General features: G+C 63.2%; 25 protein-coding genes. 16 read left to right on the forward strand and 9 right to left on the reverse strand.

Features of this window, described 5'->3' with window-relative positions:
* Positions 1-254 precede the first annotated feature (254 nt).
* Positions 255-770: a helix-turn-helix domain-containing protein gene (locus ACNQR1_RS36705; RefSeq protein WP_418011039.1), complete on the forward strand. Its 516-nt coding sequence runs from the start codon at positions 255-257 to the stop codon at positions 768-770.
* A gap of 98 nt (positions 771-868) precedes the next feature.
* Here the strand turns inward: ACNQR1_RS36705 and ACNQR1_RS36710 are convergent, their stop codons facing one another.
* Entirely contained in the window at positions 869-1,564 is a 696-nt protein-coding gene (locus tag ACNQR1_RS36710; RefSeq protein ID WP_418011040.1) for a DUF3800 domain-containing protein, read from the reverse strand.
* 37 nt (positions 1,565-1,601) lie between these two features.
* A complete protein-coding gene (locus ACNQR1_RS36715; RefSeq protein ID WP_418024746.1) occupies positions 1,602-2,108 on the reverse strand; it encodes a hypothetical protein in 507 nt (168 codons plus the stop codon).
* Between the two features lie 106 nt (positions 2,109-2,214).
* Here ACNQR1_RS36715 and ACNQR1_RS36720 point away from each other — a divergent pair, with 106 nt between their 5' ends.
* Positions 2,215-2,586 (forward strand): hypothetical protein, encoded by a 372-nt coding sequence (locus ACNQR1_RS36720; RefSeq protein ID WP_418011042.1) that lies wholly within the window; start codon positions 2,215-2,217, stop codon positions 2,584-2,586.
* Positions 2,587-2,622: 36 nt separating this feature from the next.
* Here the strand turns inward: ACNQR1_RS36720 and ACNQR1_RS36725 are convergent, their stop codons facing one another.
* A complete protein-coding gene (locus ACNQR1_RS36725) occupies positions 2,623-3,153 on the reverse strand; it encodes a hypothetical protein (protein ID WP_418011043.1) in 531 nt (176 codons plus the stop codon).
* 105 nt (positions 3,154-3,258) lie between these two features.
* Between ACNQR1_RS36725 and ACNQR1_RS36730 the strand changes: the two genes are divergently transcribed.
* From ACNQR1_RS36730 to ACNQR1_RS36750, 5 genes are all read left to right on the forward strand, one after another.
* Positions 3,259-3,969 carry a hypothetical protein gene (locus ACNQR1_RS36730; RefSeq protein ID WP_418050645.1) on the forward strand — a complete coding sequence of 237 codons (711 nt, stop codon included), beginning with the start codon at positions 3,259-3,261 and terminating at the stop codon, positions 3,967-3,969.
* 57 nt (positions 3,970-4,026) lie between these two features.
* Positions 4,027-4,296 carry a hypothetical protein gene (locus ACNQR1_RS36735; protein WP_368569588.1) on the forward strand — a complete coding sequence of 90 codons (270 nt, stop codon included), beginning with the start codon at positions 4,027-4,029 and terminating at the stop codon, positions 4,294-4,296.
* 231 nt (positions 4,297-4,527) lie between these two features.
* The gene (locus ACNQR1_RS36740) at positions 4,528-4,983 is read left to right on the forward strand and encodes a hypothetical protein (RefSeq protein WP_368569589.1); all 456 of its coding nucleotides are present in this window, start codon (positions 4,528-4,530) and stop codon (positions 4,981-4,983) included.
* 1,547 nt (positions 4,984-6,530) lie between these two features.
* Complete coding sequence (locus tag ACNQR1_RS36745; RefSeq protein WP_368569590.1) at positions 6,531-7,343, forward strand: chemotaxis protein; 813 nt, start codon at positions 6,531-6,533, stop codon at positions 7,341-7,343.
* A gap of 31 nt (positions 7,344-7,374) precedes the next feature.
* Positions 7,375-8,919, forward strand: a complete 1,545-nt coding sequence (locus ACNQR1_RS36750) for a hypothetical protein (RefSeq protein WP_418050646.1) — start codon at positions 7,375-7,377, stop codon at positions 8,917-8,919.
* Here ACNQR1_RS36750 and ACNQR1_RS36755 read toward each other — a convergent pair.
* From ACNQR1_RS36755 to ACNQR1_RS36775, 5 genes are all read right to left on the reverse strand, one after another.
* On the reverse strand, positions 8,899-9,618 hold the full coding sequence (locus ACNQR1_RS36755) for a GNAT family N-acetyltransferase (protein ID WP_368569593.1): 720 nt from the start codon (positions 9,616-9,618) through the stop codon (positions 8,899-8,901). The genes ACNQR1_RS36750 and ACNQR1_RS36755 overlap by 21 nt on opposite strands.
* A gap of 1,051 nt (positions 9,619-10,669) precedes the next feature.
* Positions 10,670-11,047, reverse strand: a complete 378-nt coding sequence (locus ACNQR1_RS36760) for a hypothetical protein (RefSeq protein ID WP_368569594.1) — start codon at positions 11,045-11,047, stop codon at positions 10,670-10,672.
* 77 nt (positions 11,048-11,124) lie between these two features.
* Positions 11,125-11,388, reverse strand: a complete 264-nt coding sequence (locus tag ACNQR1_RS36765) for a hypothetical protein (protein ID WP_368569595.1) — start codon at positions 11,386-11,388, stop codon at positions 11,125-11,127.
* Positions 11,385-11,618, reverse strand: coding sequence for a hypothetical protein (locus ACNQR1_RS36770; protein WP_418050647.1), 234 nt, complete (start codon positions 11,616-11,618; stop codon positions 11,385-11,387). Before ACNQR1_RS36770 ends, ACNQR1_RS36765 begins: the two co-directional genes overlap by 4 nt.
* A gap of 717 nt (positions 11,619-12,335) precedes the next feature.
* Complete coding sequence (locus ACNQR1_RS36775; RefSeq protein WP_011768002.1) at positions 12,336-13,739, reverse strand: IS1380 family transposase; 1,404 nt, start codon at positions 13,737-13,739, stop codon at positions 12,336-12,338.
* Between the two features lie 161 nt (positions 13,740-13,900).
* Here ACNQR1_RS36775 and ACNQR1_RS36780 point away from each other — a divergent pair, with 161 nt between their 5' ends.
* From ACNQR1_RS36780 to eccCa, 6 genes are all read left to right on the forward strand, one after another.
* Positions 13,901-14,509 carry a glycoside hydrolase gene (locus ACNQR1_RS36780; protein ID WP_418050648.1) on the forward strand — a complete coding sequence of 203 codons (609 nt, stop codon included), beginning with the start codon at positions 13,901-13,903 and terminating at the stop codon, positions 14,507-14,509.
* A 368-nt stretch (positions 14,510-14,877) separates the two neighbouring features.
* Positions 14,878-15,624 carry a hypothetical protein gene (locus tag ACNQR1_RS36785; RefSeq protein WP_418050649.1) on the forward strand — a complete coding sequence of 249 codons (747 nt, stop codon included), beginning with the start codon at positions 14,878-14,880 and terminating at the stop codon, positions 15,622-15,624.
* A 35-nt stretch (positions 15,625-15,659) separates the two neighbouring features.
* Positions 15,660-16,130, forward strand: coding sequence for a hypothetical protein (locus tag ACNQR1_RS36790; protein ID WP_368570416.1), 471 nt, complete (start codon positions 15,660-15,662; stop codon positions 16,128-16,130).
* A 555-nt stretch (positions 16,131-16,685) separates the two neighbouring features.
* Positions 16,686-17,360 (forward strand): C40 family peptidase, encoded by a 675-nt coding sequence (locus ACNQR1_RS36795; protein ID WP_418011054.1) that lies wholly within the window; start codon positions 16,686-16,688, stop codon positions 17,358-17,360.
* Positions 17,361-17,488: 128 nt separating this feature from the next.
* Positions 17,489-19,078 carry a type VII secretion protein EccB gene (gene eccB, locus ACNQR1_RS36800; protein WP_368569711.1) on the forward strand — a complete coding sequence of 530 codons (1,590 nt, stop codon included), beginning with the start codon at positions 17,489-17,491 and terminating at the stop codon, positions 19,076-19,078.
* Complete coding sequence (gene eccCa, locus ACNQR1_RS36805; RefSeq protein ID WP_418050650.1) at positions 19,075-22,740, forward strand: type VII secretion protein EccCa; 3,666 nt, start codon at positions 19,075-19,077, stop codon at positions 22,738-22,740. The genes eccB and eccCa overlap by 4 nt, the downstream gene beginning before the upstream one ends.
* A 110-nt stretch (positions 22,741-22,850) precedes the next feature.
* Here eccCa and ACNQR1_RS36810 read toward each other — a convergent pair whose 3' ends face one another.
* On the reverse strand, positions 22,851-24,254 hold the full coding sequence (locus ACNQR1_RS36810; protein WP_025997282.1) for an IS1380 family transposase: 1,404 nt from the start codon (positions 24,252-24,254) through the stop codon (positions 22,851-22,853).
* Positions 24,255-24,408: 154 nt separating this feature from the next.
* Here ACNQR1_RS36810 and ACNQR1_RS36815 point away from each other — a divergent pair, with 154 nt between their 5' ends.
* The 3 genes from ACNQR1_RS36815 to ACNQR1_RS36825 all read left to right on the forward strand — a co-directional run bounded on the left by ACNQR1_RS36815 (position 24,409) and on the right by ACNQR1_RS36825 (position 26,588).
* On the forward strand, positions 24,409-25,026 hold the full coding sequence (locus ACNQR1_RS36815) for a hypothetical protein (protein WP_418050651.1): 618 nt from the start codon (positions 24,409-24,411) through the stop codon (positions 25,024-25,026).
* A 71-nt stretch (positions 25,027-25,097) separates the two neighbouring features.
* Positions 25,098-25,391, forward strand: a complete 294-nt coding sequence (locus ACNQR1_RS36820) for a PE family protein (RefSeq protein WP_055109472.1) — start codon at positions 25,098-25,100, stop codon at positions 25,389-25,391.
* A 15-nt stretch (positions 25,392-25,406) separates the two neighbouring features.
* Positions 25,407-26,588: a PPE family protein gene (locus ACNQR1_RS36825; RefSeq protein WP_368575791.1), complete on the forward strand. Its 1,182-nt coding sequence runs from the start codon at positions 25,407-25,409 to the stop codon at positions 26,586-26,588.
* The last annotated feature ends 109 nt before the right edge of the window (positions 26,589-26,697 follow it).

The raw sequence follows: 26,697 nt of genomic DNA on the forward strand, positions 1-26,697 counted from the left end.
GTTACCGTAGCAGAAAATACCGTACTGTGCGGTATATCTGAAGGGCAGGCTCTGCGGTACCAAAACCAGCGTCGCCGGGAGAACCGCTCAGAAAATCACCAACTATGCAGGTGAACGGGGTATTTTCGCGATCCGCGTGACACAATCAGAAGCATGGTATGCATACCGTGTAGTGGTCTGGGGCTGCCATAGATACCAGTCACCGGCCGAAGAATGCCGATTTGTACCGGTACATCAGGCATGATGTGGGCATCATGTCGTGGGAGAGGCTGGCCGAAGAGCTGCGTGAACGGCGTCACGCGCTTGATCTCAGTCAAGCCGGCGTGCATGCACGCGGCGGTCCGTCGGCCGAACTGGTGCGGAAACTGGAAAACAACCGGCACGGCCGCCTGAGTCCTCGGATGCGCCGCGCACTCGAAACCGCACTGGACTGGGAACCGGGCAGTGTTGACGAGATTCTTCGTGGCGGCGTCCCCACCCTGGCCCAACGCATACCCACCAACGAATCGCCGGCGCACAACGACTCCGGCGCGCCCCCGGCTGCGCCCCCAGATCGGTTTGCCCTGGCCCGCCAGGTGCTGTCGATGAGAGAAACCCTTCACGCACACACCGAGCACATGGAACCGGCCACGCGGGAAGCCCTCGTGGGCCAGCTCAACCGATCAGCCCGGGAAGCTGAGGAAGGCATCATCGCCTTGTGGGCCTGGCTCGACGACGCCGAACGCGGCGAGGCAGTAAACCTGCTGGCCCAGCTGCGGGCAGAGAACTGACGCAGCGGGGTCGACCCCGGATGTAAGATCGGGGATGCGGGAATCCGACGAGGATCCTGCCCAGCCGCAGCCCCGCCTCGCGCGGGGCTGACGTGCGTCTACGGCCAGATCGTTTTCATTCCGACCTGGTGGTCGACGATGTCCCAGAGGTCTGCACTTGCTTTCGCTGATCGCGGATCCGGTGTTCGCCGGATACGAAAGTGCAGGTAAGACACGAGGTCGGCGGCCTGAAGCAGGCGGCTATGCCGGGAGGGCGCGAAGTGCAGGGCATCGACAGCTCGATCAAGCTTCCCGCCGTAGCGGCTCAAGGTGTCGAGTCGCTGCATGTCCCAGTAGCTGGCGCGCAGGGTGTCGGATTGGTCGATCTCGTCGGCAATGGCTAGGAAGTCGGCTCCTCGCTCCGCGGCGAGGGCGTTGACCGATTGTGCGAGCTGGTCGAGCGCTTCTGTATGCGGATGCGGAGGTGTGGTGTAGCGGCGGTTGAGCCTCGCAATGTCGATACCTGCCATGACGATCTGGATGCCCTCACAGTTTGCGATTGCTCGAAGCGCAGCTCCGTAAACATTGATGCGTGCACGGACTGGCTGTTTCATCGGTTCCCACGCCTCCTTGGCGTGAAGGAGCGGATGACCGTGCAGTTCGGCTGCCAGTGGTACCCCGAAATTCAGGGTTGCGTCACGCACGATCTCGTCGAGCCTGTTCTGCAGCTGTAGCGCAACATCATTGGGCACGACAAGGGCGGTGAGCCAGTATTCATCGCGGTCGTACGACTCGTCGATGTAGGCGAGCAGCATCGGCTATATCGTCGCCGGTAGGCCCGAATGCGTCATTTCAGTCAACTTTGGTGACCTCGAAGGGCACCCGATCGAAGAAACTGTCGAAGCTCCCAGAACCACCGCTTCGGAGATTGTGCAACAGCCGGGCGACGTCACGCTCGTAGCTGGTCACCTTCAGACCCTGGTGGCCACCGCCCATCGGCAAGATGCCACGGGCCCCGTCGACGTATGCGTAGTCGACCCGGTCAATCAATGATCCTCGCCAGAAGATATCGGCTATGTCTATCTGGACCGATGCATCGGGGAAGACCTTGGACCATGCGAACTCCCGGTCGGGCCCATGGCCGTGAAAATCGAAGGTCATGCCGTACGCCATGGTGAGGTCCACATCGTGCACGTACACCATCACGGTGTGATGATTGTCTGCTTCCAGCTGCCACCGGTCTCCTGGACCCGTGGAACTGACGAACCTATTTCGGTAGGTCGGGCCTTCCTCGATGAGGTGCCAGTCGGCCCGGCTGGATTTCCTCACCAACAACCGGATGTCCTGCAACGTCGCCATCAAGGATCCCTTCAATCTCGCGGATAAGCCCAGGCTGGACGCTACTCGGTGATCTGCCCGGTTGGCACCGCGGTGCAGCACGGGTGTGCGGAGTAGGTTCTACAGCGTGGAGCCCAGTGATCTGGAGTCGCGCGTCGCAGCGCTCGAAAAGCAAGTGCACACCCTGTCTCAGCAGGTGCACCAAAGCGCCCAGGATGCTGCAGCCGCACGGGTGCTCGCCGGCGCAGCAGACCGCGACGTCAGCAAGATCGGCGAGGAGTTGCGCGACTTCCGACAGGCAACCACCGCGAGCTTCAACGCCCTGCGCCAAGATTTCGTCGACCTGCGTAGCAAGGTGACGGATGGCTTCGCCGACATGAACGCCAAGTTCGAGCGGGTAGATCAGGGCTTCACGGAGATGCGCGGAAAGTTTGACGCCACCGCTGCCGGCCAGGAGCACATCGCTGGTCTGCTCCAGCAGCTAATCGACAGGGGTTGAGACTCCGCAGACTCGTGAACTTGTTGAACAAGTGGGTCAGGGCTGCTCGAATCTTTGCTTAAGCCAGTGTAGTTCGTTCTCGACTAGGTGTCGGAGTTCTGCGGCGTAGCCCTCGATGAGAGCCCTGTAGTTCACCAGGATGGGAGCCGCGAGCTCGATTTCTGCACCAACGTGGGTCTCTACGGCGGCTGCGATTTCGCGGTGGGCGTTGTCGTGCGCTTCTTGCATCAGTCGTTTGGTTCGCGAGACATCCTTGCTGAGTCGACGATAGCCTGTAGCCCCAGCTTCATATGCCTCCGCCGCCCGAAGCAGGCCTTCGTATTGCCGACATAAGCCGGCCTCATCGTTTGGCACTGCAGCCTGCCCCGTCCAGGAGTCGAGCACGGCTCTGTCCATGAGTCTTCTCGTGTCGTGGGCAGCTGCCGCATACCGCGTGGACTGTTCTTTGAGTTCTTCTGCGGCCCTGGCCATCTCCGATTCCGAGTCCGTCGGCCAGTCCTGCGGTCCGATCAACGACGCCGTGTACAAGCCCGGGCACAGTTGTATATCTCCGTCGCCTTTGTCCATGAGCTCATGCAAACCTGGGGAGAACAGTTACACCACACCCAACCGTCTTCGGATTCTCTAGTTTGGCTGTCGCAATATGTCGGTGCCCCGCGCGATAATCCGGGTATGGACGGTTGGTGGGAGGACCAGGTGGCTGGGGCTGCGACAGCTCGGCCGCTGCCGGCTGTCTATCACCCTGATGTCTCCGAAGGGGTTGTGGACAGTCCTCGGCAAGGCGCTGAACATCACCATGCTCGGATCGCTGCGGTGCACGATGAGTGGCAGCGCTGGTGGATGTATGCGCAGGGCGCGGCGCGGCGGTATGCCCGCGGGATCGCGCCACCGGAAATCAACGTGTACGGGCCGGTGCTCGCGGCGGGTGAGGTCGGTTTGTTGGAGGCGCAGTTGTCGTATTCCCGCTTGTATGCGGCTGGCGACGGCCGGTACCACAAGAACGACATGCTCGTCGTCGGTAAGCCAGCTGTGATGGTGGGGGCTTTGGCGGTCAACGCCGCGATCAACCATCGTCGCAAGGTTGTCGCGCGCCGGGCCGCGGAGCAGCGTTGGCGCGATCAGCAGCAAGTCCAGGTGACCGTCACTAATCGTCGCTTGCTGTGCAATACGCTTGATCAAGGCTTTGAGAGTTACTCCTACGGTGCCGTCACTGAGTTCTATCCCGATCTGGAGGGATGGCAGGTCACCCTTGGGTTCAAGGGCAAGTGTGTGCCGCTGCGGTTGGCGGGGCCGGCGGCCCCGGCAGTGTGTTTATGGGTTGCGGCGGCGGTTCTGGGTGAGCGTTGGATGACTGATCCACGCCTGACCAGGCTGTTCGCCTAGAACATTTCTGGGTTTTGGAAGCTGTATAGGCAGCAAACCGCAGGTAGCATCGGGGCCATGGCCTCAACCATGGATATGGCAGCGCCGGAAACCGCGATGGGGTTGGCCGCGACTGCTGCTGCACGCACTGGTGCCGTGGTGGGTTCTGGTGTGCCGATGCTTCCGATGGGGACACCCATCACGCTGTTCAGCGCGACGTTGGAGGGGCTGCTGGTACCGGCCATGGCGGCCGTGGAGACGAAAGCCGCATTCGGTGCGGTTACTTCGGCGGCGAGTGTGACGGCGGTTGAGACTACCGAGGCGCTGAACGCCGCCTCGCTGACGTAGAGAGAGTTTTCGAAGGAGGGGGCGATCATGACCACGACGTCGCCGTGGGCACCGCAGACGGGGCCGGCGCCGCAGATCCCCGCTGATCCCGCGCCACGGCAGTTGCCTGCACCACCGCGGGGCGGTCCGCCACCGCCGGCGAACCCGCCGCCTGCGAATCAGCCTGCGCCGCCGCGTGGGGGGAGGAGCAACCGGGCAATCTGGCTCGCAGCGGTTGGTGTTGTCATCCTGATGATCGTCGCTATCGCCGCCACCGCGGCGATCACTTATGCGATTGCCCGAGGCAACATCTCGGCTGAGCAGCCAGCAGCGCCGCAACCAACGACCGGAGCCTCGTCCGCACCGCAGTTCACAGCGGCCGAGCAGAGCGCGGCCGACGGCCGGCTCTGCGGCACCTTCGACACCGCTACCAAAGGACAACAGTCCCAGGGCGGACTCGTCCAAGCCGGTGCCCTCAACATGCCACTCGCGTTGCGGACAGTGAGTGGCGCCGTAGCCGTTCAGAATGCGTTGGTACCCGCGGTATCGCCGGACCTGGCGAAAGCTGCGCGCAACTTCGTCGATCGTTCTCTCGATTCCGTGACGGCCGCACTGGCCAGTGTTCCTGCTGACGAAGGAAATCGATTGAACGACCTTTCGAACTCAGCTATCTTTGCGCTGGCTGATTCGTGCGGGCTGCCGCGCTGATGCCCGCGGTTACCCCGAACCCGAGCCCGAGTGGCGACGGTGTTGCCAAGGTTCCTGATATTGCTCAGATCCAGTCTCGGCAACTGTTGCAGAAGTTCGTGGCCGCGAAGCCGGCCGCTGATTGCTTCGTGCCGAACGTGGGGATGGCAGACGGTGGAGATGTGCAGCTTCGCCCGGGCTTGTACACGCCATACCTGGTCGGACCGGAGGACTGGCCGACGGCCTCGGAATCGGAGATGGCGCGTTCAGCGGATCAGTTGGGTGCGATGGCCCGCCACCACGCGAGAGCCAATGAAGAGGCGAAGGGGCATTCGGATCAAGTACTCCAGACGTACTGGAGGTCAGGTGACGGGGCGGAAGCTGCCGAGGCGCACTACGCGCAGGAATACGTAGCGCACCAGCATCTGGTGGATGTGTTGACCGCCGGATCATCGGGTATGCGACGGTTGAGCGATGCTGTCGGGGCCGCCAAACGATTGATCCGCCAGGAACACGACCAAGCCCACGAAGAGATCGAAGCATACTTGAAGGCCCCCGGCGCACTAGGCATTGCCGGTGTTGCGCCGATCTTAACCGAGCATCGCACCTTGATCATGGGTTACTCAACAGACTTGAAAGCCATCGTCACCGACGAAACCCAAAGTCTCACGAACAAATTCGGAGCCCCAGAAACTCCACCGAAGGAGAACGGTGGTAGGGGGCAGGGCGGTTGGAGCGACGACGCTAAAGACCACTCGAAGCCGCCCGCAGCGGGCGGTCAAGACAACACTCAGGGGACCGGATCTGGAGACGGATCGTCCGTACCATCAGCCAAATCACCACGTGGACAATCGAACTGGAGTGATGCACCGTCGGCTTCACCAGCTGCGCCCAGCCGTCCTTCAATGCCGTCGTTGCCGTCCTCTCCGTCTGGGGGAAGTGGTGGGTCGCCGTTGAGTGGTGCTGCGAGTGGCGGTATGGGTGGGCCGGTGTCGGGGTTGCTGGGCGGCGGTCCGGGTGGTTTGGCCAATAGTGTTGGGAATCCGGCCTCTTCGGTGCAGGGGCAGACGTCGCGTGCGATGCAGACTGCGATGGGTGGTGATTTCGGTCGTGGGCTGATGGCGGGGGCGAATGCGGCTGGAGCGGTTCCTTCTCCGCCACCTTCGCAGCCGGTGCCGCAGGCTCCTGCGTCTCCGTTGGCTGCGCCGATGAGCAGTGCGTTGCCGGCCGCGGCGCCGGCGACGATGAGTGCTCCGACACCTAGTGCGGCTCCTGCTGTGGCAGCGCCGGCGGGTGGGGCACCTATGGGTTCTTCGGCTGTTGGTGGCCCTGGTGGTTCTCAGATGACGTCGTATGGTTCGTTGTTGCCTCCGGGTGCGGCGGCTAGTGGTGCGGGGCCGGTGGCCGGTGGGCCGGCTGGTTTGTCGGGTGGTGCGGCTCCTCCTGGCCCGGTAGGCGGTGGTGGTGCTCCGGGGGCCAGCGGGTTTGTTCCGGTGGATCGGGGTGGGCGCGATTCGGGCGCGGTGTCCCGAGAGGTTTCGCGGTCGGATTTAGAGACTGCTCGCGCGGTGGTCGCTGATCTGGCGGCGGCATCGAGTGTGGTTCATCCTGGTTTGGATTGGGCGGTTGGTGTCGCTCGTGGTGCGCAGGGCATCCCGAGGTTCTGGATCGCGACGAACGAGGGCTTGGGGTACATCCCGGCCGGTGTGTATGTGCCGCGGTCGATGCCGGTGGTCCGGGATCTTGAAGATGGCCGGTGGTTCGGGTGGTTCAACCCGGCAGAAACCGTGATGCGCGCGATCGAGGCGCGTGGTGAGGTGGTGTCGGCGGTGGCGACGACGTTCATGTCGCGGTCAGAGATGGTCGACGAGGCGGTACGTGACGTGTCGATGGGTGTGACGGCGGCGGTGGGTGGTCCGGAGCAGGCGGAGGCTTCCCAGCAGTTGCAGAGTCGGGCGCATCGATTGGAAACCGTTGCGCCGGCGCTGTTTCACGAATTGTCGGTGGGTGATCGTGCGGTGGTCGATGCGTATGCTCGGCACCTGACGCAGCAGGCGGTATTCAGTAGCGCTGGGCCTGAGCTGTCTGCCGCGGCTCAAGGGGTGGCGAGGGCGGTGTTGTCGGGGAGTTGGCCGTCGACAGAGGAGTGGTCGACGCTGCGCGATGAGTGCTCGTCGGCGCGGTTGATGGCTGGGTCTCAGCGGCCTGGGGTGATCGGTATTGAGGATGGGCAGCAGTCGATGGCGTATCAGTACGACTTTGTGGCGTGCCAGCGGTTGGAGACGTTGGTGTGCTGGGAGCGGGACTCGCGTGCGGATGTGGTGTACGCAGCGCGTGCGGCCGGGGTGCCCACGCCGTCTTTGGCCTTGATCAAGACCTAACGACGGACAACTTTTCGCGGGGGATTGAAGTGTGAGGGCTTTTGACGCGCCGGTTGGTGACGATGATGCGTACTGGATCCGGATGGGGAATGTGCATCGGTGGACGTTTCCGAATCTCTCGGCGCCAGATGTGGCGGCGCTCTTAGATATTGCGGATCCAGCGGATTTGGCAGTAGCTGCACCTGGTCTGCCGGCCCCGGCCGGGGACGGGCAGTGGTCACGCCGCCAGGTTTATGAGTACATTCTGGTGCACCGCACTGACCGTGAGTTCATGGTTCCGCGGTTGTACCCGATCACCCCAGCGCTGGGTCCGGCGCGGTTCTTGTTCGGTCAGGTGGTCGACCGGATGGCGGTGCACGCGTGGCAACCCACCGATGGGCGGGGCCCGATCGCGGTGGCGTTTTGCGGCCGTGATGTGCACGAGAACGAATTGATCGCAGCGGCTGAAGGTTTGTTGCAGGAGTTGCCCTGGGCGACGGCGGTGTGTTGCCCAAGCCGGACAACCAAGAGTGCTGCTGATCAGGCTATTCAGCCGTTTTTGGTTGTGGCAGAGCACCATGAGCGGGTCAATGGTAGTGCTGGATGGTTCGATATCGGATCGTTGCTGCGGGTTGATGTCCCGTGGTGGTCTGAGCAGTTGCGCGACCTGGAGGCGATCGCATCGTGGCGGCCCGGTGCGCCCGTGCAGCGGCTTCGCGCTCAGCACACGCTGTGGCCTGATCCTCATGATCTGGCCGGCCTCGTCGCGGCGAGCACACCGGAGTATGTCCGCCAGGTGGTGGACCGTGCGATCGAGTATCTCGATTGGGACGCTGCGAAGGGGTTTTTCGACAGCGATGGGCATGACGAGTTGCCGGCGCGGCGTGGGCTTATCCATGGCGCGGTCGCAGACATCGATCCGGGGCCGGAGCCGGGTGGGATCACCACGGGTGAGGCGACATTGTTGCTTCACCAGCCGTGCGCTGATCCTGCTGAGGCGAGGAAGTATCTGAGGCTTTTGGAGGGGCGATGGCTTCCGCTGAATGCGGTGTACTTCGTCCCTCGGGACAGGGTGGATTCGCTTGCAGCCGAATGGTTTCAGCATCTAACTCCGGTACCTGAAGCTGCGGCTGAGCTGGGGTTTGCGTATGTTCGTCGGGAGGCCGGGTCCGAGGGTGATGTGTATCGGGATCGTCGGAATCCGGACTCGTGGGTTGTCGTCACTGATGACACGGTGTACGTGGCGGTGAGTTGGTCGGTTCCGGCCGCGGGGCAGCTCACCGAACTGCATTTCGAGGGTCCGTTGAATGCGTTTTTCCGGGATTCGCGTGGGGAGGTGTGGCCGCTGCCGTGGACAGGGCGGCCGGCTGGGACTGGGCCGCATGGTGGCGAATTCCCGCGTAAGGCGTTGCGGAATGTTGTGACGAACCTGGTGCTGGATGCGGCTGGTGATGTGCGCCGAGCGGTGGTGCCGAATCTGAACTCTTTGTTGGCCAGGCGGATTGATGGAACCGATGCACCGTTGGTGATCGCCTCGGGCGATCCAGCGTTGGCTGTCGAAGACCATGGCCGTCTGTCAGTCGCGGACGAGCCGTAACCGCTGTGGCTCTGGGTTTGTGATGGCGGTGTGTCGGGGATAGGCGTCAGGTTGTTCGGCGTGGATCTGCGATGTCGGAACGGTGATCTTGACGTGTGCTGTGGCGGCATTGAGCTCGGCTCGGGCATTAGGTAGATGACTGTAGGCCGTTGCCTGGCCTAGGATTTGGGGTTGGGCTGCAATGGGCTGCAAGCCGACACGTTGCCAGTAACTCGACAGGGCGTTGACCGCCGCGAGCTCGGAGGCCTTATCGGTCTGAGGGCCAACCGGGTAAGGGTAGAGAAGGACCAGGGTGTCGGTCGGGCTGGCCATCCGGTCGATGAGCTCTGCTACTAGCCACGCTCCGAGGCCGTGCCGTCGTAGCGAGGGGCCGACGGTGACCAGGGTGATGATCAGGATGCGATTGAACGGTGCGTCGTCAAACTGTTCTTGCACCGCGGCAGCGACGTCGTCCTTGTCGAACAGCTCGGCGAAATGGCTGGCATCCTCGGATATCGAGTCCAGGAGGTCATCGATCGGGTGCTCGCCCACCCGGATGATGAGAAAGTCTGCGTAGCCAGCGAGAACGTCGGGGGCATCGCCGTCGTCGTCGAGATAGGACAACTCGAGTTCAGCCCGCCAGGTGTTCATCATGTCGAACTGACTCTCAAAAGTACTGGTGTAGCGTACTTTTGGTGCAAACAGGGTGGCGGTGGTCATAGCGAGGACAGAACCTCCCTGGTTTTCGCGACAGCGTTTCGCACTGCGTTGGCATGCTGGTGTTGCAGCTCAGGATTAGTCAATGCTCGTCGCCCGAGCCGAGCCTGGGCGACGGCTAGATCCTGGCGAATCTGTTCGATAGCGTCGCGCTTGTCTGGAGGAAGACCAAGGGCGAGCATCGAGGTGAACAGAGCGTCCGTGAGCTGGTCAGCAGGATCGAGAGAAGTTGAGTTCATCAGTACAGCCTCCTGGTGTCGGTTCCGGTGGCTACCAGCTTGCCAGGTGCACAGGCGCCCAGAGCCGACTTTTCCCCGCGAAATCAGTACCGGGCGCTGCTTGCGAAAAGGGCGGCGGTGGTCGAGGCATTGCCGGCTGATTACCTGAGAGAATTGAGGCCCCGGCGGCGAGGGGGGAGTCCGCCGGGGCTTGAATGAAACGTTAAGTGGCAGTCAGTCGTTGAACAACATCCAAAACGGAGAAATTTGCCCAATCCGCGCGGGTTCGCGGTGTTCTTCGGGTGCGAGTGCTAGTACGTTCACCGGAGAGGTACTCAATGCGGCGCCGAGCCGCGACCATTCTCTGACAGAAGAGCGGGTCAGAATTGCCTCGGACTTCGCCGTACCTACCGGGGGATGCCCCAAACTGCCATGGCTGTGCCGAGCCCGGCCACCGCTAGGGAGGAGATGCCCCAGCCGGAATAGGCCGCCATCACCGATGAAACTAAAGTCGCAAAGATCCCACCGACTGCGAACCAGGGCTTTGCTCTATTCAGTGCCTTCATGGCGTTCATGTTGCTCCTTGGGTGTGACGTCTCCGTACGTTTCACGGACTGATTGCGGACCGACCGGCTCACTGACGCCACTTGGGCTCTTTTCTCTGTGCTGGCGCAGCGTCCCGTCCCAGCGACTTCGTGGGCCCGATGATGCCTCGGTGGGGACCATCGCCACCGAGAAGCGGGTACGAGTCCGCTGGACCGTCCGCAATCCCAAGGATATCCAGCAAATTGACCGCTTCTGGTGATTGAGGTTGTTCCATAGCGCTATCTCCCTGTCTAGAGGCCCATCGGCGTATGGGCCAGCTCGCTGGCGTGGGTGATGAAGTACAGACCCAGCAGGACTGTCCACACCAGGACAGCGCAGATGATGAGTTGCCACTTGAGTTCTCGTAGCTGCGAAGCGCGGTCTCTGAGAATCGGCAATTCGACGGAACTATGCTGATTGAGGGCCTGCAGCGATGCGATTTCGTCGCGGGTCGCACGGCTGCCGGCGTAGATATCTTCCAGCCGGGTCGCCGAGATCGATTGCCCAATTCGCGACAGCTCCTTACTCAGGCTGCGCGCTTCTCGACGCGACAAGGGTTGCGGCTCCTGGGTGCTTACCAACCGCAGCCCGTGCTCACTCCTGGGTCGGGACTTCTCAGTGTCGTCCATGTCTTGATCATGCTCCTGTGCTATGACAACTCTCATCCGAGAGACGTCGCCGGTAAGTTCTGCGTCGCAACGCGCCGTTATGGGTGTGGGAAGACCGCTTCGATTCGGGGGCCGTCCGTAGACCAGAACACCTTGTGGGGTGGGTGGCCGATCACCGGTAGTCGCATACGAATGCCGGCCGGAGTGGTGATTGCTGTGGAGAGGGACTGGGCTTGCCCAGGTAGCCGGAAGATGAATGCGATCGTGTCGAGGACGCTGTTGTACAAGTCCACGTCCGGGCCGTTCTCCAGGGTGTCGAGCTGGGCGTCGGCGACTGCGGAGTAGTCACCCTCCACGCTCACGTTCTGCGGGTCCGTGTGCGACGTACGGTTGGAGATGCAGTGGCGCGGGACAACAGTTCGCGCAGTTCGGGATCGGTGTCGAATTCGTGCTGAGCGTTCGTCACCACTTGCGCTGGCTGCAGAAGTACGCTGCCATCTGGGTTTTCGCGCATCACGAAGCGCTGGTTAGGGCGGCCGGGTAGCACTGCGCGGCTACGGCTATCGGTTTCGACGAATGCAAGTTCAGCCACCACACTAAAATAGCCCATTTTCCCACAATGGGCAACACTGTGGCGAGCCGGGAGCTGCGCCTGGTCGCTTTGGCGGGCGGCCGTGATCGTTTGCTGCCGAATCTGTGTGGATTTTGGTTTGGGTGCGGCATAAGGGGTTGGTTGCTGGTTAGTTTTTGTGGGTGAGTGGTGGGTCGGTGGCTGCGTATGTGGTGGCGGTCGATCGTGTGTTGTCTGCTGGTGTGGGGGTGTTTCCGGAGTTCGGTGGTGGTGGGTCGGGTCGGGTTGATGCTGGTGGTGGGCCTTCTGTGGTGGGGGCGCCGTCGGGTGGTCGGTTGCAGGTCGGTGTTGATGGTGCGGGGGATTCGTATCGTCAGGGTTGGCGTGGTGTGACTGGGTTGGATGCCGATACCAATACTGCGGCTGCTGAGGGTCGTTCGGCTGGTGAGCAGGGTCGGTCGGGTTCGTCGGGGGTGCGGGATACGGCTCGGTCTCAGGCTGCGGCGATCGCGCCGGCGGCGGGTTCGCCGGCGGGGGCGAAGTTGATGGTGTCGACGATGGATGAGCGGTTGGCTGCGATGCAGCAGCAGATCGATGCGACTAAGCCTCAATCCGTGGACTGACTTGAGTGGTGTGGTTCGACGGTGATTCTGACGGCGGTTTGTGGGGTGGGCAGGATGTAGCCGCTGGTCTGCCCAGCTTTTCCTGTGTGCTTCGGTGGGGCCTGTTCGGCGACGGTTAGACGGTTGCGGTAGCGGGTGGGCTGTAGCCGATGGTGTTGCGCCACAGGGTGAGCCAGTGCTCGGTCCAGGGCCAGTGGCTGGGTAGGTGCAGGATGGGTCGGCGTTGCGGTCGGGCCAGCCGTGCCGGGACGGTGATGATCGTGCGTCGCAAGGTGGCTCCCCGGGCCACTGCGTGCGCTCCACCGGCAAGCACACCGGCGGCGCGCAGCAGATTGTGGGCGATGGCCCCGCAGAGCACCCACGCGGAGTTGGCGCCGAATTGCCCGGAGGGCATGTGGGCCAAGGGGCCGGCGATCAGGTCGGCGAAGACAGTTTCGATGATCGCGTGTTGACGGTGGGTGATGTCGGCGTCGGCGGTTGGTAGGTCGGTGTTGGTGAAGAACGGGTGATACCGCCAGACCGGGAACAGGGCGTCGCGGAAGCGCGCATCTTTGACCCGACGTACCACCAGTCGGGCGGTGAAGCGGTCTGTGGTGGCCGCGAATGCGGTGTAGCTGATTTCGGCGACTTCGGCATCAGAGATCCACTCTCCGGTGTCGGGATCACGCACCGCGCCCGGGTATTTCACCGGTGTCCACGCCGCGTCGTCGATGGCGTTGATGGCCCGGTTGATCGCGCTGTTGCGGCCCATGACCACCGAGAATTGCGCACCATGGCGTCGGCAGGCGCCGACGACGGCGCGGGTGCCGTAGGACGAATCGCCGCGGACCAGGATCTGGCCGGTGACCCCGGCCGCTCGGGCCGTGGTGATGGCCTGGGCGACCATTCGACCGGCTCCTTTACCGGAGCCGGTCTTGCCGGCCCGCAGCCGCATCCCGGCGATCACCGGCGCCGCACCGGGGGTGCTGATCGTGGTCGCCAACGGCGAGAGTCCTTTGCGCAGGACCTGCTTGCCAGCGATTTTGGTGTGTCCGTAGGAGGCGCCTTGTTTGGCATGGCCGTAGACCGGTCGTAGCAGGGAGTCGATGTCGATGAACACACCGCTGTCGGATCCGGGTAGCAACTCAACGCGCCGGCAGAGGGCGGCCAAGTGTTCGCGCAGGACTGATTCGAGTTGGCGTGCGTGTCCGAAGGTGAACTCCCGCAACAGGGTTCCGATGGTTGATGGTGCGTACACATCGCCGAAGAGTGTTTTCATGCCCCCGGCCCGGACGATGTTGAGGTCATCAATGCTGTCGGCGCCGGCGCACATCCCGGCGATCACCGTGGCCAGCTTCGGTGCCGGATTCGCTGACCCGGATTTGATCTTCGGCGCGGGGATGAAGATCTTGTCAGCCAACAGATTCGGCAGGCCGGTCTGCTCAGCCAGTGTCATCACCGGCACCAGTCCGGCGCACGACACGAGATGATCCTCATCGAAGACCGCCGACGACGCAGCGAACCCGTGGGACACTTGCACTGGAAGTGCCTTTCTTAACTGGCCTGATTGATGCGTAGAGAACACCAATCCTCCCAGCTCAAGGGGCACTTTCCTTATATCGACACCCACCTACACAGGCAATTCATCGGTGGATCGAGGCTAAGGCTCAGAACAAGTTGTTGGCGGTGCGGTTGCGGCAGGTGGCGCAGGCGTATCGGTCCTCGGCGGCGATGGGTGGTGGTGGTCGGTCGATGATGTCGGGCGGTATGCCCAGTTTCGGTGGTGGTGGGGGTGGTATGCCCAGCTTTGGTGGCGCTGGTGGGGGGATTCCCGGCCTCAACGCCCTGAACTCAATATCCTCGGGTTTGTCTGGTCGGCCGGGTTCGGGGCGCAATGTTGCGGATCTGGCTTCGGGCCGTGCGTTCGTCAACGGTGCTCTGCCCCCGGGGAAGGCCTCTGAGGATCGCTTGCAGCGCAACACCATCAAGATCAACAGAGCAGTGTCGGCGGCGTTCCCGGAGATCAGGGAGATCGGCGGTTATCGGCAGGATTCGTTGAAGTGGCATCCGCAGGGTTTGGCGTTGGACATCATGATTCCGAATCCGACGAGCCCAGAGGGTATTGCGTTGGGGAACAAGGTCGTTCAGTTTCTGCAGACCAATAGGGATTCTCTGGGTGTCGATCACACGATTTGGCGACAGCACATCGACAGCGGCAGCGGTGGCAAGCTCATGCAGGACCGGGGAGGCATTACCGCCAACCATTTCGACCATGTGCACGTGGCGTCGACGGGGGGTGGTTACCCATGACCGGGTCGGTGGCTGCGTATGTGGTGGCGGTCGATCGTGTGTTGTCTGCTGGTGTGGGGGTGTTTCCGGAGTTCGGTGGTGGTGGGTCGGGTCGGGTTGATGCTGGTGGTGGGCCTTCTGTGGTGGGGGCGCCGTCGGGTGGTCGGTTGCAGGTCGGTGTTGATGGTGCGGGGGATTCGTATCGTCAGGGTTGGCGTGGTGTGACTGGGTTGGATGCCGATACCAATACTGCGGCTGCTGAGGGTCGTTCGGCTGGTGAGCAGGGTCGGTCGGGTTCGTCGGGGGTGCGGGATACGGCTCGGTCTCAGGCTGCGGCGATCGCGCCGGCGGCGGGTTCGCCGGCGGGGGCGAAGTTGATGGTGTCGACGATGGATGAGCGGTTGGCTGCGATGCAGCAGCAGATCGATGCGACTAAGGCTCAGAACAAGTTGTTGGCGGTGCGGTTGCGGCAGGTGGCGCAGGCGTATCGGTCCTCGGCGGCGATGGGTGGTGGTGGTCGGTCGATGATGTCGGGCGGTATGCCCAGTTTCGGTGGTGGTGGGGGTGGTATGCCCAGCTTTGGTGGCGCTGGTGGGGGGATTCCCGGCCTCAACGCCCTGAACTCACTGAGCTCACTGCCCAGCCAGGCGGTAAGCGCGATGTCGGGTGCGGGCGGCGGGGAACCAGGACACGCACCGCTGGGCGGTGGTCCGCTGCTGACACGGAGCTCGACGGCACGCGAGGTCGCCGCCCGGATCATTGCCGAGGCACATCGGCGGGGCTACAACCGTGAGCAGATCATCGCGATCCTCTCGACGGGAATACAGGAAAGTGGGCTCAACCCGAAGGCGAGTGGCGGCGGCGGGGCCTGGCATGGGATCTTCCAGCAGGACACGAGCTATCCCGGGCGGGATGATCCGAACCGCAACATCGACGAGTTCCTCAGACGGCTTGATGCCAAACGGAATTCAGCAGGAGCCAGCTCGGACATGTTCAGGAACATCTTCTGGTTGCAGCAACGGCCGGGTGAACCGTCTGCGGATCAAGCCCTGGCCAATGGGCGCGTGAATTATTTGCACGAGATCCGCAGCCAACTCAGGCCGGCCACCCGGATGTATGAGGAGCTGACGGCATGACAACAGCAGCCGGATCCCCTGGATACTCTGGTGGCGTGGGCGCGCAAGACTATGTTGCACAGATCGACAGGTTGTTGGCGGCGGCTGGCGCGGTGTTCCCGGATCCGTCGCAGCGCCCTGAATTGCCGGCCTGGGAAGGGCCGACGTTGGAACCGCCGCCGGATGGGGGCGGCGGCCTTGCCGAGCGGGCCACGGAATCGGCGGACACGTACAACAGGATGGTGTCTGAGGCTGCCACGCAGGACGCGGCGGTGCGGGAAACGTTGGCGGCGATGATTGATGCGGTCCAGCGTGGGAGTCGGGACATGGAAGCGCTTCGGGATGCTGCGCGGACTCAGGCGGCCGCAATTTTGCCGGAGAAATCTGACGGGAAAGCGCCGGAAGAGCTCAAGCTCTTGACGGAAACGATGGATGAGCGGTTGGGCGCTGCCCAGACTGTCATCGCTTCGACCCGCGTGGCACTGGAGCAGGCAGCGCAGCGGTTGCGCGCGATCACCAGCACCTGAGACTCGAGCATATGCTTCTCGCCGACCTGCGGATTGTTCACAAACGCCAGGTCGGACGGTCGAGCGGATGCCATTCACCTGGCCGGTATTGGCTCTGTAAGCCGATGCCTCTGTGATCGTCACCTGTGGATTTTGGTTTGGGTGCGGCATAAGGGGTTGGTTGCTGGTTAGTTTTTGTGGGTGAGTGGTGGGTCGGTGGCTGCGTATGTGGTGGCGGTCGATCGTGTGTTGTCTGCTGGTGTGGGGGTGTTTCCGGAGTTCGGTGGTGGTGGGTCGGGTCGGGTTGATGCTGGTGGTGGGCCTTCTGTGGTGGGGGCGCCGTCGGGTGGTCGGTTGCAGGTCGGTGTTGATGGTGCGGGGGATTCGTATCGTCAGGGTTGGCGTGGTGTGACTGGGTTGGATGCCGATACCAATACTGCGGCTGCTGAGGGTCGTTCGGCTGGTGAGCAGGGTCGGTCGGGTTCGTCGGGGGTGCGGGATACGGCTCGGTCTCAGGCTGCGGCGATCGCGCCGGCGGCGGGTTCGCCGGCGGGGGCGAAGTTGATGGTGTCGACGATGGATGAGCGGTTGGCTGCGATGCAGCAGCAGATCGATGCGACTAAGGCTCAGAACAAGTTGTTGGCGGTGCGGTTGCGGCAGGTGGCGCAGGCGTATCGGTCCTCGGCGGCGATGGGTGGTGGTGGTCGGTCGATGATGTCGGGCGGTATGCCCAGTTTCGGTGGTGGTGGGGGTGGTATGCCCAGCTTTGGTGGCGCTGGTGGGGGGATTCCCGGCCTCAACGCCCTGAGCTCACTGAGCTCGTTGGGGCGCAGCGGTCAGGGCGGTGTCGAGCAGCAGGTCGACGCGTTGTTCGGGCAGAACGGTGAGCCCAACGGGGCCGCGGCTCGCGCCATAGCTTTCGCCAAGGCCCAGTTGGGTAAGCCATACAGCTTGGGCGCCAACGGGCCCAACGCGTGGGACTGTTCGTCGCTGGTCCAGAAGGCCTACGCGCATGCTGGGGTGTCGCTGGACCGCACCACTTATGACCAGATCCGCGAGGGCCAGCATGTTTCGCGCAGCGACATCCGGCCGGGCGACATCATCTTGCAGAACTTTTCGGCGCCGGGTGTTCCTGAGCATGTGGCGTTGGCGGTATCTCCGACGATGCAGATCGAGGCACCCAAACCTGGTGGTCATGTGCAGTATTCGCCGATCCCGTCCGGGCCGATCGTGGTTCGCCGGGTGGCGTAGATGAGCCGCGGTCGATCGGTGGTGGTGGGCCCACGAGCCCGGTCACGGTAGTGATCGACCAGGTGGGACTGATCGGTAATGGGTTTGTTTTGGGTGTGGTTGTACTGCGCAGTGCTGGTTAGCGTTGGATGACGCAAGCGATTCCGAGGGCGTCGCGCACCGGGGAGGTAGGAACCAGGGTGGAGCAGCAGGGCAAGGACGGTCAGGACGAGGGTCCGGTCTGGCGTCGTCGGGGGCGTGGGCTGGATTATGCGACACGGGTTCAGGTCACCGCCCACCAGTTCATGGCCCGGCGTGCCGTGGTGGCGTTGACGCTGCGTCATGTGGGGATGGAGTCGCCGCAGGCTCGGCGTCAGTCGATGGCGTACATGGCTGGTGTGAGCGTGGTGATCGTGGGGTGTTTGGTGGCGTTGTTCTGGTCGCTGCTGCGCCCGGCTGGGTCGGTGGGCAATTCGAAGATCGTCGCTGATCAGGACACGAGTGCGTTGTACGTGCGTCTGGGCGAAAAGCTGTATCCGGCTTTGAATCTGGCCTCGGCGCGGCTGGTTGTGGGCAGTGCGGAGAATCCGGTTCGGGTGCGGCGCAGTGAAATTGAGTCGTTGCCTCGGGGCCCGCTGGTGGGTATTCCTGGTGCGCCCGATGAGTTGTTGGTGGCGGCGCCGATGACGTCGTCGTGGCTGGTGTGTGATGCGGTGACGAAGGCGTTCGGGGCTGGTGCGCCGGAACCGGTGACGGTGACCGTGATCGATGGGAAGCCTGACTTGACGGATCGGCGGCAGGTGATGGCACCTGAGCAGGCGCTGTTGTTGCGTTATGGCGCGGATGTGTGGCTGATCCGGGATGGGCGCCGATCACGGGTGGATCCGGCGCAGAGGCCGGTGCTGCTGGCGTTGGGTGTGACTACGGAGGCGATCGCTACGGCGCGGCCGATGAGTACGGCGTTGTTCGATGCGATCCCGGTGGGGTCAGCGCTGACGGTGCCGGTGATCCCGAGGTTGGGTGAGCCGGCCGGGTTCGCCGATGCGCCGGGGCCGGTGGGGACGGTGGTGTCTACTCCCCAGGTTGGCGGGGAGCCGACGTATTCGGTGGTGCTGACCGAAGGTATGCAGACGATTGCCCCTGTAGTGGCCCAAATTTTGCAGAATGCGAATTCGTCGGGGGCTCCGATGCCGGTGGTGGCGGGGCCGCGGTTGTCGGATCTGCCGTCGGCCGACAGCCTGGATGTGTCGATGTACCCACGTCAGCGTTTGGATTTGATTGATTCGCAGGCGAATCCGGCAACGTGCTGGTGGTGGCAGAAGTCGAAGGGGGAGGGTCGCGCACAGACGTCGCTGGTGTCGGGCCCGACCATTCCCATCGCTGCTGACCGGGTCGACCAGATCGCCAGGCCGGTCAATGCTGATAAGTCCGGTAAACGAGCTGATCAGGTATTTTTCGGGCCGGACTCGGCGAATTATGTGGCGTCGACGGGCAATGACCCGACGGCTTCCACAGTGGAGACTCAGTGGTTCATCACGAAGGAGGGCACCCGGTTCGGGGTGCCTCGTGACGAGGAGACGGAGCGGTCGTTGGGGGTTGGCACTGCCACTCTTCCAGCGCCCTGGTCAGTGGTGAGGCTTCTGGTCGCGGGTCCAGCGTTGTCGAAAGCGCATGCAGCGGTGGGGCATAACAGTTTGCCGATGGATATGCAGCCCGGGGGATTGGAGAATCCGAAGTGAAGAAGGCGTGGTCGCGTAAGGAGCCGCTGCCGGCGCCGACGAAGCTGAAGGCGCATGTATTGCAGTTGATTGCGCCGCTGAAAGTACCTGTGCCTGAGGGGAAACCGTGGTGGATTGTCGCCGTCATGATTTTCGTCGTCGGGATGGTGCTGGCGATGCTGTTCTTGTCGTTCTCCAGCGGCCAGCGCACCTTCATGGGTGTTGGCGGTATTTTCCCGCTGTTCATGGTGTTCGGGATGATCGCGATGCTTGTTGGTGGTCGCTTCGGCGGGAACAACCAAATGTCGCGCAGCAAAATGGATTCGTTGCGGGCGCAGTTTATGGCGCTGCTGGACCGGCAGCGAAAGACCGCTGGTGAGGCCGCTGATGAACTCGATGCGAATTACCGGTGGTATCACCCTCCGACAGACACGCTCGAGGCTGCGGTGGGTGGTCCAAGGATGTGGGAGCGCCGGCCCGATGGCGAGGATTCGTGGTTCGGGGTTGTCCGGGTGGGGCGGGGGATGACGTCGCTGACTGAGGCGAAGGCGTTGTCTCTGGCCGATCCGGTCGACGATATGCCGACTGACACTGAGATGGAGCCGGCGACCGGTGTTGCGTTGCAGGAGTTCATTCGCTGCCAGCAGTCGGCCTACGGTACGCCGGCGTTGATTTCACTGCTCGCCGAGCCGGGCTGGTGGCTCGACGGGGACCGTGAGCAGGTGCTGGGACTGATGCGGGCGGTGTTGGCCCAGATGACGTTTTCGCATGGTCCGGATTATTTGAGGGTCATGGTGGTCACCGACGACATCGAGGAGTGGGAGTCGGCGAAGTGGTTGCCGCACGTCGCTGATGACCAGCTGGAGGACGCCGCCGGGCCGCTACGGATGGTGTACCAGTCGGTGCGGGAGTTGAGGGACACCGATGTGTTGGCGAACCGGTCGGCGTTTTCGCCGCGCCACGCTGGGCACCAGGGTCCGGTGGATCCGTGTCCCCATACGGTGATCATCAGCGATGTGGGTGAGCATGACTGGTCCGGGGTGCCGGGGATGTCGAAGATCAGTGCTTCGGATGGGGATCCGACAGGTTTGGCCGGGTTCACGGTGTTCGATCTGCGCGGAACGGTGCCGCTGTGTGTGACGCCGCAGCGGTTGTTGCGGGTCACATCTGGTGATGTGATCGAGGCGGTGCCCCGCGACATCAACACGTTCGACACCAAGAAGGCTGCCACGGCGGTGTTTTTCGCCAAGGCCGACTTGATGAGCGCCGATGATTTCGAGAATTTCGCTCAAGGGATGGCCCGCTGGCGGCTCGCTGCGTCCTACGAGACGATCGATTTGGGCGAGGAGCTGGGCAGCCGGGCTCGCGATGTCACTGGGTTCTACGGGATCACCGATCCGGCCAACATCAATTTCGAGGCCTTGTATAAGTCGCGGCGCAGCATTTTGTCGCCAGGGCGGATGGATGTTCCGTTCGGCATCCGGGTCGATACCGGCGAGTTGATATCGCTCAACAATAGGGACATGAGCGAAGGGGGCGACGGCCCACACGGGCTCATGGTGGGCACGACCGGCTCGGGCAAAACGGAGAGTTTGAAGACCTGGATTCTGTCTCTGATGTGTGCTCACCCTCCGGAGAACCTGCAGCTCGTGCTCGCAGATTTCAAGGGCGGGCAGGGTGTCAAGCCGTTCGAAGGGTCGCCGCACACCGCATGTGTGATCACCGACCTGGAGGAGGACCAGAGCCTGGTCGGACGATTTATCGATGGACTGTTCGGGGAGATCGCTCGCCGAAAGAGGATGCTCGCCGAGGCGAATGTGCCGAATGCCCTGGAGTACAACCAGAAACGTATCGACCTGGCCCGTAACCCGGATGGTCCCCAGCTTGAACCGATGCCGATCCTGCAGGTGGTGCTCGACGAGTTCACGCAGGCGTTCAAGATGACCGAAGACATGTGGCTGGCGTTTGACGAAGTAGGCCGTCAAGGTCGGGCGTATTGGATCCACATGCTGTTGGCGAGTCAGGAAGTCGACTCGCGAGCCGGCAAGCTGTTGGAGAACTGCGGCTACCGGGTGGTGCTGAAGACGGGAACGGCGACGAGTGCGTCGACGGCAGGTGTGCCCGCCGCCTTGCGGTTGCCGAAGAAAGCCGGGCTGGCGTATCTGCGGTTGGGGGAAGACGAGCAGATCAAGGTCCAGTTTGATTACCTGTGGCGCGACTACCGCAAACCGGGTACAGACGAGGACGAGAGTGTCGACGACACGCCCGAAGAGTCGGTGAATCACTTTGAGCCGCAGCTTTTTTCGGTGAAACCGAATTGGATCGACGGCACGGATACCGGCGCGGACGGTGAGAATCCCGCCACAGTGGACGAAACTCCGGAACTGGGCGACGGTGACGGAGGGGAGCAAGGCGATGCTTCGCGGGCGGCCGAGGCTGAGCTTATGCGCAAACCCAAAGTCGGCGACGTCATGCTGGAGCAGTTCCGGGCCATGCCGTTCACACCGTACCGACTGTTCTGCCCCCCGCTGGATCAACCCCGCACCATCGACGATGTCGTGGAGATGCATCTCGGAAGAGTGTGGGGCCAGGAGTACCGGTATTCGAGGCAGCCGAGTCTGCAGTTCCCGGTAGGGATTATCGATCGCCCGTTCAAGCAGGATCAGCAGCCGCTGGTGGTCAACGGAAACGACAACCTCTTGGTGGTGGGCGGGCAGGGTTCGGGGAAAACGACCGTCCTGCAGAATTTGATCTGCGCGGCGGCCATGACACACAGTCCCGAACAGGTCCAGTTCTATGTGCTGGCCCTGTCCTCGTCGGCGCTGACGTCAGTACGTGAGCTTCCCCATGTCGGGCATGTGGCCCAGCTGATAGACGAAGACGGCATCCGCAGGATCGTGGCCGAGCTCCTCGCACTGCTGGAACGCCGGCAACGCGGCTTCGGCGGGGACTGGCACGTGAACTCGATGGACGAGTTCCGGGCACGCAAAGCCGCCCTGGCCGGCAAGACACCGCAGGAAGCGGCCCAGGATCCAGTCTCGACAGACGCCTACGGTGACGTATATCTGGTGGTGGACAACATGTTCGCCTTGTCCGATGCGTCATCGACGTTCCGCGGCAAGGATAAACTTGTCGACCAGATCGTCCGGCTGATCATGGACGGTAGAAGCTTCGGCATCCATGTCATAGTCTCTGCGAACAGGCCCGGCAACATCCCACCGGGAGTGCGGACTCTGTTTGACGTCAACCGCATCGAGCTCAAGATGGCCACAGCCGATGCGACCTTGGTGCGGGGTTCTGAAGCGGGGAAGGTTCCGCACAAGCCGGGTCGTGGCATGGTCGCGCAGAATTATCCGCGCGAAGGGGTCGATAAAGTCGGTCTGCATACGTTGATGGCGCGGCCGGCGCTGCGCGGTGCCGACAAGCACACATTCGAGTCGCAGAGCGTGGTGGCGATGGTCGCGCGACTGGCCGAGGGTTATCAGCCGGCTCGGCCGGTGCACTTGCTGCCCCATCGAATTGGCCTGGCACAGCTGCAGGAGTCTGCGGCCCGGCATCAACATACCGGCATGGTGTGGGCGATGAACGAGTTCTCCCTGCCGGTCGGATTGGAGAACTTCCAATCGCCGTTCCTGGAGATTGTGGGTGAGCCTAAGCCTCGATCCGTGGACTTGAGTGATTGATGTGTCTGCCGTGGCTGGTTGTCGTTTGGTGGGCTTGTGAGCGTGACGTAACCGCTGGTCTGCCCAGCTTTTCCCTGTGCGCTCCGGTAGGGGCCTATTCGGCCAGGTGGTCAGGTGGTGGCGGTGAGTGGTGGGCTGTGGCCGATGGTGTTGCGCCACAGCGTAAGCCAGTGGTCAGCCCAGGGCCAGTGGCTCGGTAGGTGCAGAAGGGGTCGGCGTTGCGGTCGGACCAGGCGTGCGGGGACGGTGATGAGCTTGCGGCGCAGTGTGGCGCCCCGGGCGACTGCGTGGGCTCCACCGGCCAGGACGCCGGCGGCGCGCAGCAGGTTGTGGGCAATAGCGGCGCACAGGATCCACGCCGAGTTCGCTCCGAAACGTCCCGAAGGCATGTGAGCCAGGGGTCCATCGATCAGGTCGGCGAACACGGTTTCGATGATCGCGTGGCGGCGGTGGGTGATGTCGGCCGCAACGGTGGGTTCGTCGGTGTCGGTGAAGAACGGGTGATACCGCCACACCGGAAACAGCGCATCAGGAAAGCGGGCATCTTTGACCCGACGCACGATCAACCGGGCGGTCATCGGGTTGTCGGTGGAGGTGAAGGCGGTGTAGGTGGTCTCGGCGACTTCGGCATCGGAGATCCAGGCTCCCGTGTCGGGATCACGGACCGCTCCGGGGTATTCCACTGCAATCCAGGCGCTCTCGTCGATGGACTCGATGGCTGCAGCGACGGCGCGGGTCTTGGTCAGCACCAACGAGAACTGGGCACCGGCGCGGCGGCAGGCTGTGGCCACGGTGCTGTTGCCGTAGGCCGAATCGCCGCGCACCACAATCTGGCCGGTGACCCCGGCGGTGCGGGCGGTGGCGACGGCTTGGGCGATCATCCGGGCCGCACCCTTGCCGGAGTTGGCCTTCCCGGCTCGCAACCGGGCGCCGGTGATCACCGGCGCACTCGTGGCGGTGCTGATCGTGGTGACCAACGGCGACAGGCCCTTGCGCAGGATCTGCTTGCCCGCGATTTTGGTGTGTCCGTAGGAAGCACCTTGTTTGGCGTGGCCATAGACCGGACGCAGCAGTGAGTCGATGTCGAGGAACGCGCGCTCGTCGGCGCCAGGCAACAGATCGACCCGCGCGCAGAGTCCGGCCAGGTGCTCGCGCAAAACCGATTCGAGCTGGCGGGCGTGTCCGAAAGTAAACTCGCGCAACAAAGTTCCGATGGTCGAGGGTGCATACACGCCGCCGAACAGTGTCTTCATCCCACCTGCCCGCACCAGGTCGAGATCGTCAATGCAGTCCGCACCGGCACACATGCCCGCGATGACTGTGCTCAGCTTCGGTGCCGGGTTGGCCGCCCCGGACTTGATCCTCGGCTCGGCAATGACCACCTTGTCACGTAATAGCTGCGGCAAGGCAGTCTGGGCCGCCAGGGTCATCACCGGGACCAATCCAGCACAGGACACGAGATGGTCATCATCGAAGACCGCCGACGACACAGCGAAACTATGGGACACTTTCACCGGAAGTGCCTTTCTGACCTGGACTGATTAGTGCGTCGAGAACACCAATCTTCCCAGTTCAAAGGGCACTTTCCTCATTCCGACACCCTGCGACCAGCCGATACATCGGTGGATCGAGGCTAAGTGCGGTCGCACCACTACCTGTGCGGCAATTATGACCGAAATCGGCCGGGTCTACGCGCCAGGGTCGTCGACCGCGGTGCGCGACAGCAACGATCAGCGCCGTCGGGCACAGGTGTGGTTGGCCAGCCCTGACCGGAAGTTGTTGCGCGTTCTGGGCCCCGATTATGTCGAGCAGTACGCCTACCGGCCCGACACCACCAAGGAGATGATCAAGAACCTCGCCGCGGTGCTGGCAGACCGGCTCCCCAAGGCCGGATTTAGTGTCGATCAAGCGTTTGAACAGTCCTGGGAGGGTCCGGAGATCTTCCTGGTCATCGACGATGGCCACCGGTTCGCAGGCGGCTTCGACTCCGCGTTTGCCCCGCTGGTCGACGCAGCAAATGCCGCCGAGGACGTCGGGCTGCACATCATCTACACCCGGCTGTTCGGTGGCTGGGTCAACTCTGGTGGACGCGATCCCCTGGTGGCGACAATGAATCAAGCAAATCCGAATTTGCTGGTGATGGATTCGAAGCCGGATGACGGATTTGTCCGCGCCGGATGGAAGGGGCACCCCATGCCACCGGGGCGCGGATTCTTGATGGGTACCGATCCATCGGGAACATACGTGCAGGTGGGATGGGTTCCGGTGGATTCAGGGAATGGTTGATTTTGGCGGCGGCATAACGTCACAGCCGCCGTTATGCTGGTCGCACATGGCCCAATCGGGAGGAAGAAATAATGCTGACAAGTGAACCCGCAGCAATGGCAGCAACCGCCGCCCAACTGCAGACCCTCGGGACCACCATGACGACGACCAACGCCGTGGCGGCCGCACCGACGATCGGGGTTCTTCCGCCGGCCGCCGACGCAACTTCGGCGTTGCTCGCGCTGGCGTTCGCGACGCATGGCGGGGTGTATCAGGCTGCTGGGGGCGTTGCCACGGCGATCAACGAGTTGTTTGTCGGCACGATGGGCGTCAGCGGGCTCAGCTACGAAGCGACCGAAGCCGCCAACATTCTCGGTGCGCTCTAGCAACCAACTGCGCTGATGATCGATATCGCTGCATTGCCTCCCGAGATCAACTCCGGACGCATGTACATGGGTCCGGGCTCAGAACCCCTGATCCAAGCGGCCGCAGCGTGGCACACGCTGGCGGGCGAGCTCGGCAGCATCGGGGCGGCGTATCAAGCGGTCATCGAGAGTCTGCTGGGGGCCGGTTGGCAGGGCCCGACGGCGTTGACGATGGCGGCGTCGGCGGCGCCGTATGTGGCGTGGCTCCTGGCGACCGCGGCACAGCAGGAAGCCTCAGCTCAGGCTGCACAGCAGGCCGCGGGGGTATTCGAAGCAGCTCGGGCCGGGGTCGTGCCGCCGGCAGAGATCGAAATCAACCGCAACACTCTGCAAACCCTGCTGGCCACCAATTTCATGGGGGTGAACACGGGCGCGATCGCGGCCACGATCGCGGCTTACGACGAAATGTGGGTCCAGGACGTCAGCGTGCTCTATGGCTACGCGACCGACGCCTCGGGGGTGACGAGCGCAATCGCCGCCACCCCATTCACGCCGCCGATGCCGACCACGAACCCGGCGGGGCTGGCGGCCCAAGGCGGGTCGGTGGCCCAAGCCAGCGGTCAAGCCGCCGGCAACGCCTCACAGCACGCCGCCACGGCGAGCGCCCAGACGGCCTCCATGCCGATGGATGCCCAGTCCATGCTGAGTATGGGGCCGCAGATGATCAGCATGATTCCGCAAGCATTGCAAGGGCTTTCACAGCCCGCGACGGCTCCTCTGCAGAGTTTAGGCCAGTTCCAGTCCGTGCTGAGTCCGCTCATGAGCAGCTTGAACAACCCCGCTCTGACCAGCGCCATAGACGCCTCGGCCCTGGTGCCGGCGGCCACCGGTGTGGCGCCGGTGTCGGCGCTGGGCGGCGGCGGCCTGCTGGGCGGTGGAGGCGGCGCGGTGTCGGCCGCGATGGGCGGTGGCGGGAACCTCGGCGGTTTGTCGGTGCCAGCAACGTGGGCGGCCAGCACAGGCCAGAACGGCACCGTCACGACGACGAGTGCGGTGGTGCCGGCGTCGGGGTCGGCACCAACAGGCGCGGCGCCGGCCAGTACTGGCGGCACCGGGATGGCCGGCGCCCCGGTGGCGGCGCTGGCCCGCGAGGGGCAGGGCGATGGGGGACAACCACGGTACGGAAACCCCGTGCGGGTACGTCCGGAGCCAGCATGAACTGGCGTTGCACTGGCGCGATGGAGGGGGTCCAAGTTTTCCAAACCAATTTTCTATGACCGTTGCAGTGACATTGCCAGCCACTAGACTTCACATTACGGGCAGCAAA

This window comes from Mycobacterium sp. 48b (assembly GCF_048282725.1).
Lineage (GTDB): Bacteria > Actinomycetota > Actinomycetes > Mycobacteriales > Mycobacteriaceae > Mycobacterium.

What these genes read in the sequence shown, in the direction of transcription:
- ACNQR1_RS36705 (WP_418011039.1), top strand. Translation starts at nt 255, where the DNA reads ATGTCGTGGGAGAGGCTGGCCGAAGAGCTGCGTGAACGGCGTCACGCG.
- ACNQR1_RS36760 (WP_368569594.1), bottom strand. Translation starts at nt 11,047, where the DNA reads ATGGACGACACTGAGAAGTCCCGACCCAGGAGTGAGCACGGGCTGCGG.
- ACNQR1_RS36735 (WP_368569588.1), top strand. Translation starts at nt 4,027, where the DNA reads ATGGCCTCAACCATGGATATGGCAGCGCCGGAAACCGCGATGGGGTTG.
- ACNQR1_RS36715 (WP_418024746.1), bottom strand. Translation starts at nt 2,108, where the DNA reads ATGGCGACGTTGCAGGACATCCGGTTGTTGGTGAGGAAATCCAGCCGG.
- eccB (WP_368569711.1), top strand. Translation starts at nt 17,489, where the DNA reads ATGACGCAAGCGATTCCGAGGGCGTCGCGCACCGGGGAGGTAGGAACC.
- ACNQR1_RS36820 (WP_055109472.1), top strand. Translation starts at nt 25,098, where the DNA reads ATGCTGACAAGTGAACCCGCAGCAATGGCAGCAACCGCCGCCCAACTG.
- ACNQR1_RS36785 (WP_418050649.1), top strand. Translation starts at nt 14,878, where the DNA reads ATGGATGAGCGGTTGGCTGCGATGCAGCAGCAGATCGATGCGACTAAG.
- ACNQR1_RS36825 (WP_368575791.1), top strand. Translation starts at nt 25,407, where the DNA reads ATGATCGATATCGCTGCATTGCCTCCCGAGATCAACTCCGGACGCATG.
- ACNQR1_RS36815 (WP_418050651.1), top strand. Translation starts at nt 24,409, where the DNA reads ATGACCGAAATCGGCCGGGTCTACGCGCCAGGGTCGTCGACCGCGGTG.
- ACNQR1_RS36725 (WP_418011043.1), bottom strand. Translation starts at nt 3,153, where the DNA reads ATGGACAAAGGCGACGGAGATATACAACTGTGCCCGGGCTTGTACACG.
- ACNQR1_RS36795 (WP_418011054.1), top strand. Translation starts at nt 16,686, where the DNA reads ATGGATGAGCGGTTGGCTGCGATGCAGCAGCAGATCGATGCGACTAAG.
- ACNQR1_RS36755 (WP_368569593.1), bottom strand. Translation starts at nt 9,618, where the DNA reads ATGACCACCGCCACCCTGTTTGCACCAAAAGTACGCTACACCAGTACT.
- ACNQR1_RS36740 (WP_368569589.1), top strand. Translation starts at nt 4,528, where the DNA reads ATGATCGTCGCTATCGCCGCCACCGCGGCGATCACTTATGCGATTGCC.
- ACNQR1_RS36710 (WP_418011040.1), bottom strand. Translation starts at nt 1,564, where the DNA reads ATGCTGCTCGCCTACATCGACGAGTCGTACGACCGCGATGAATACTGG.
- ACNQR1_RS36730 (WP_418050645.1), top strand. Translation starts at nt 3,259, where the DNA reads ATGGACGGTTGGTGGGAGGACCAGGTGGCTGGGGCTGCGACAGCTCGG.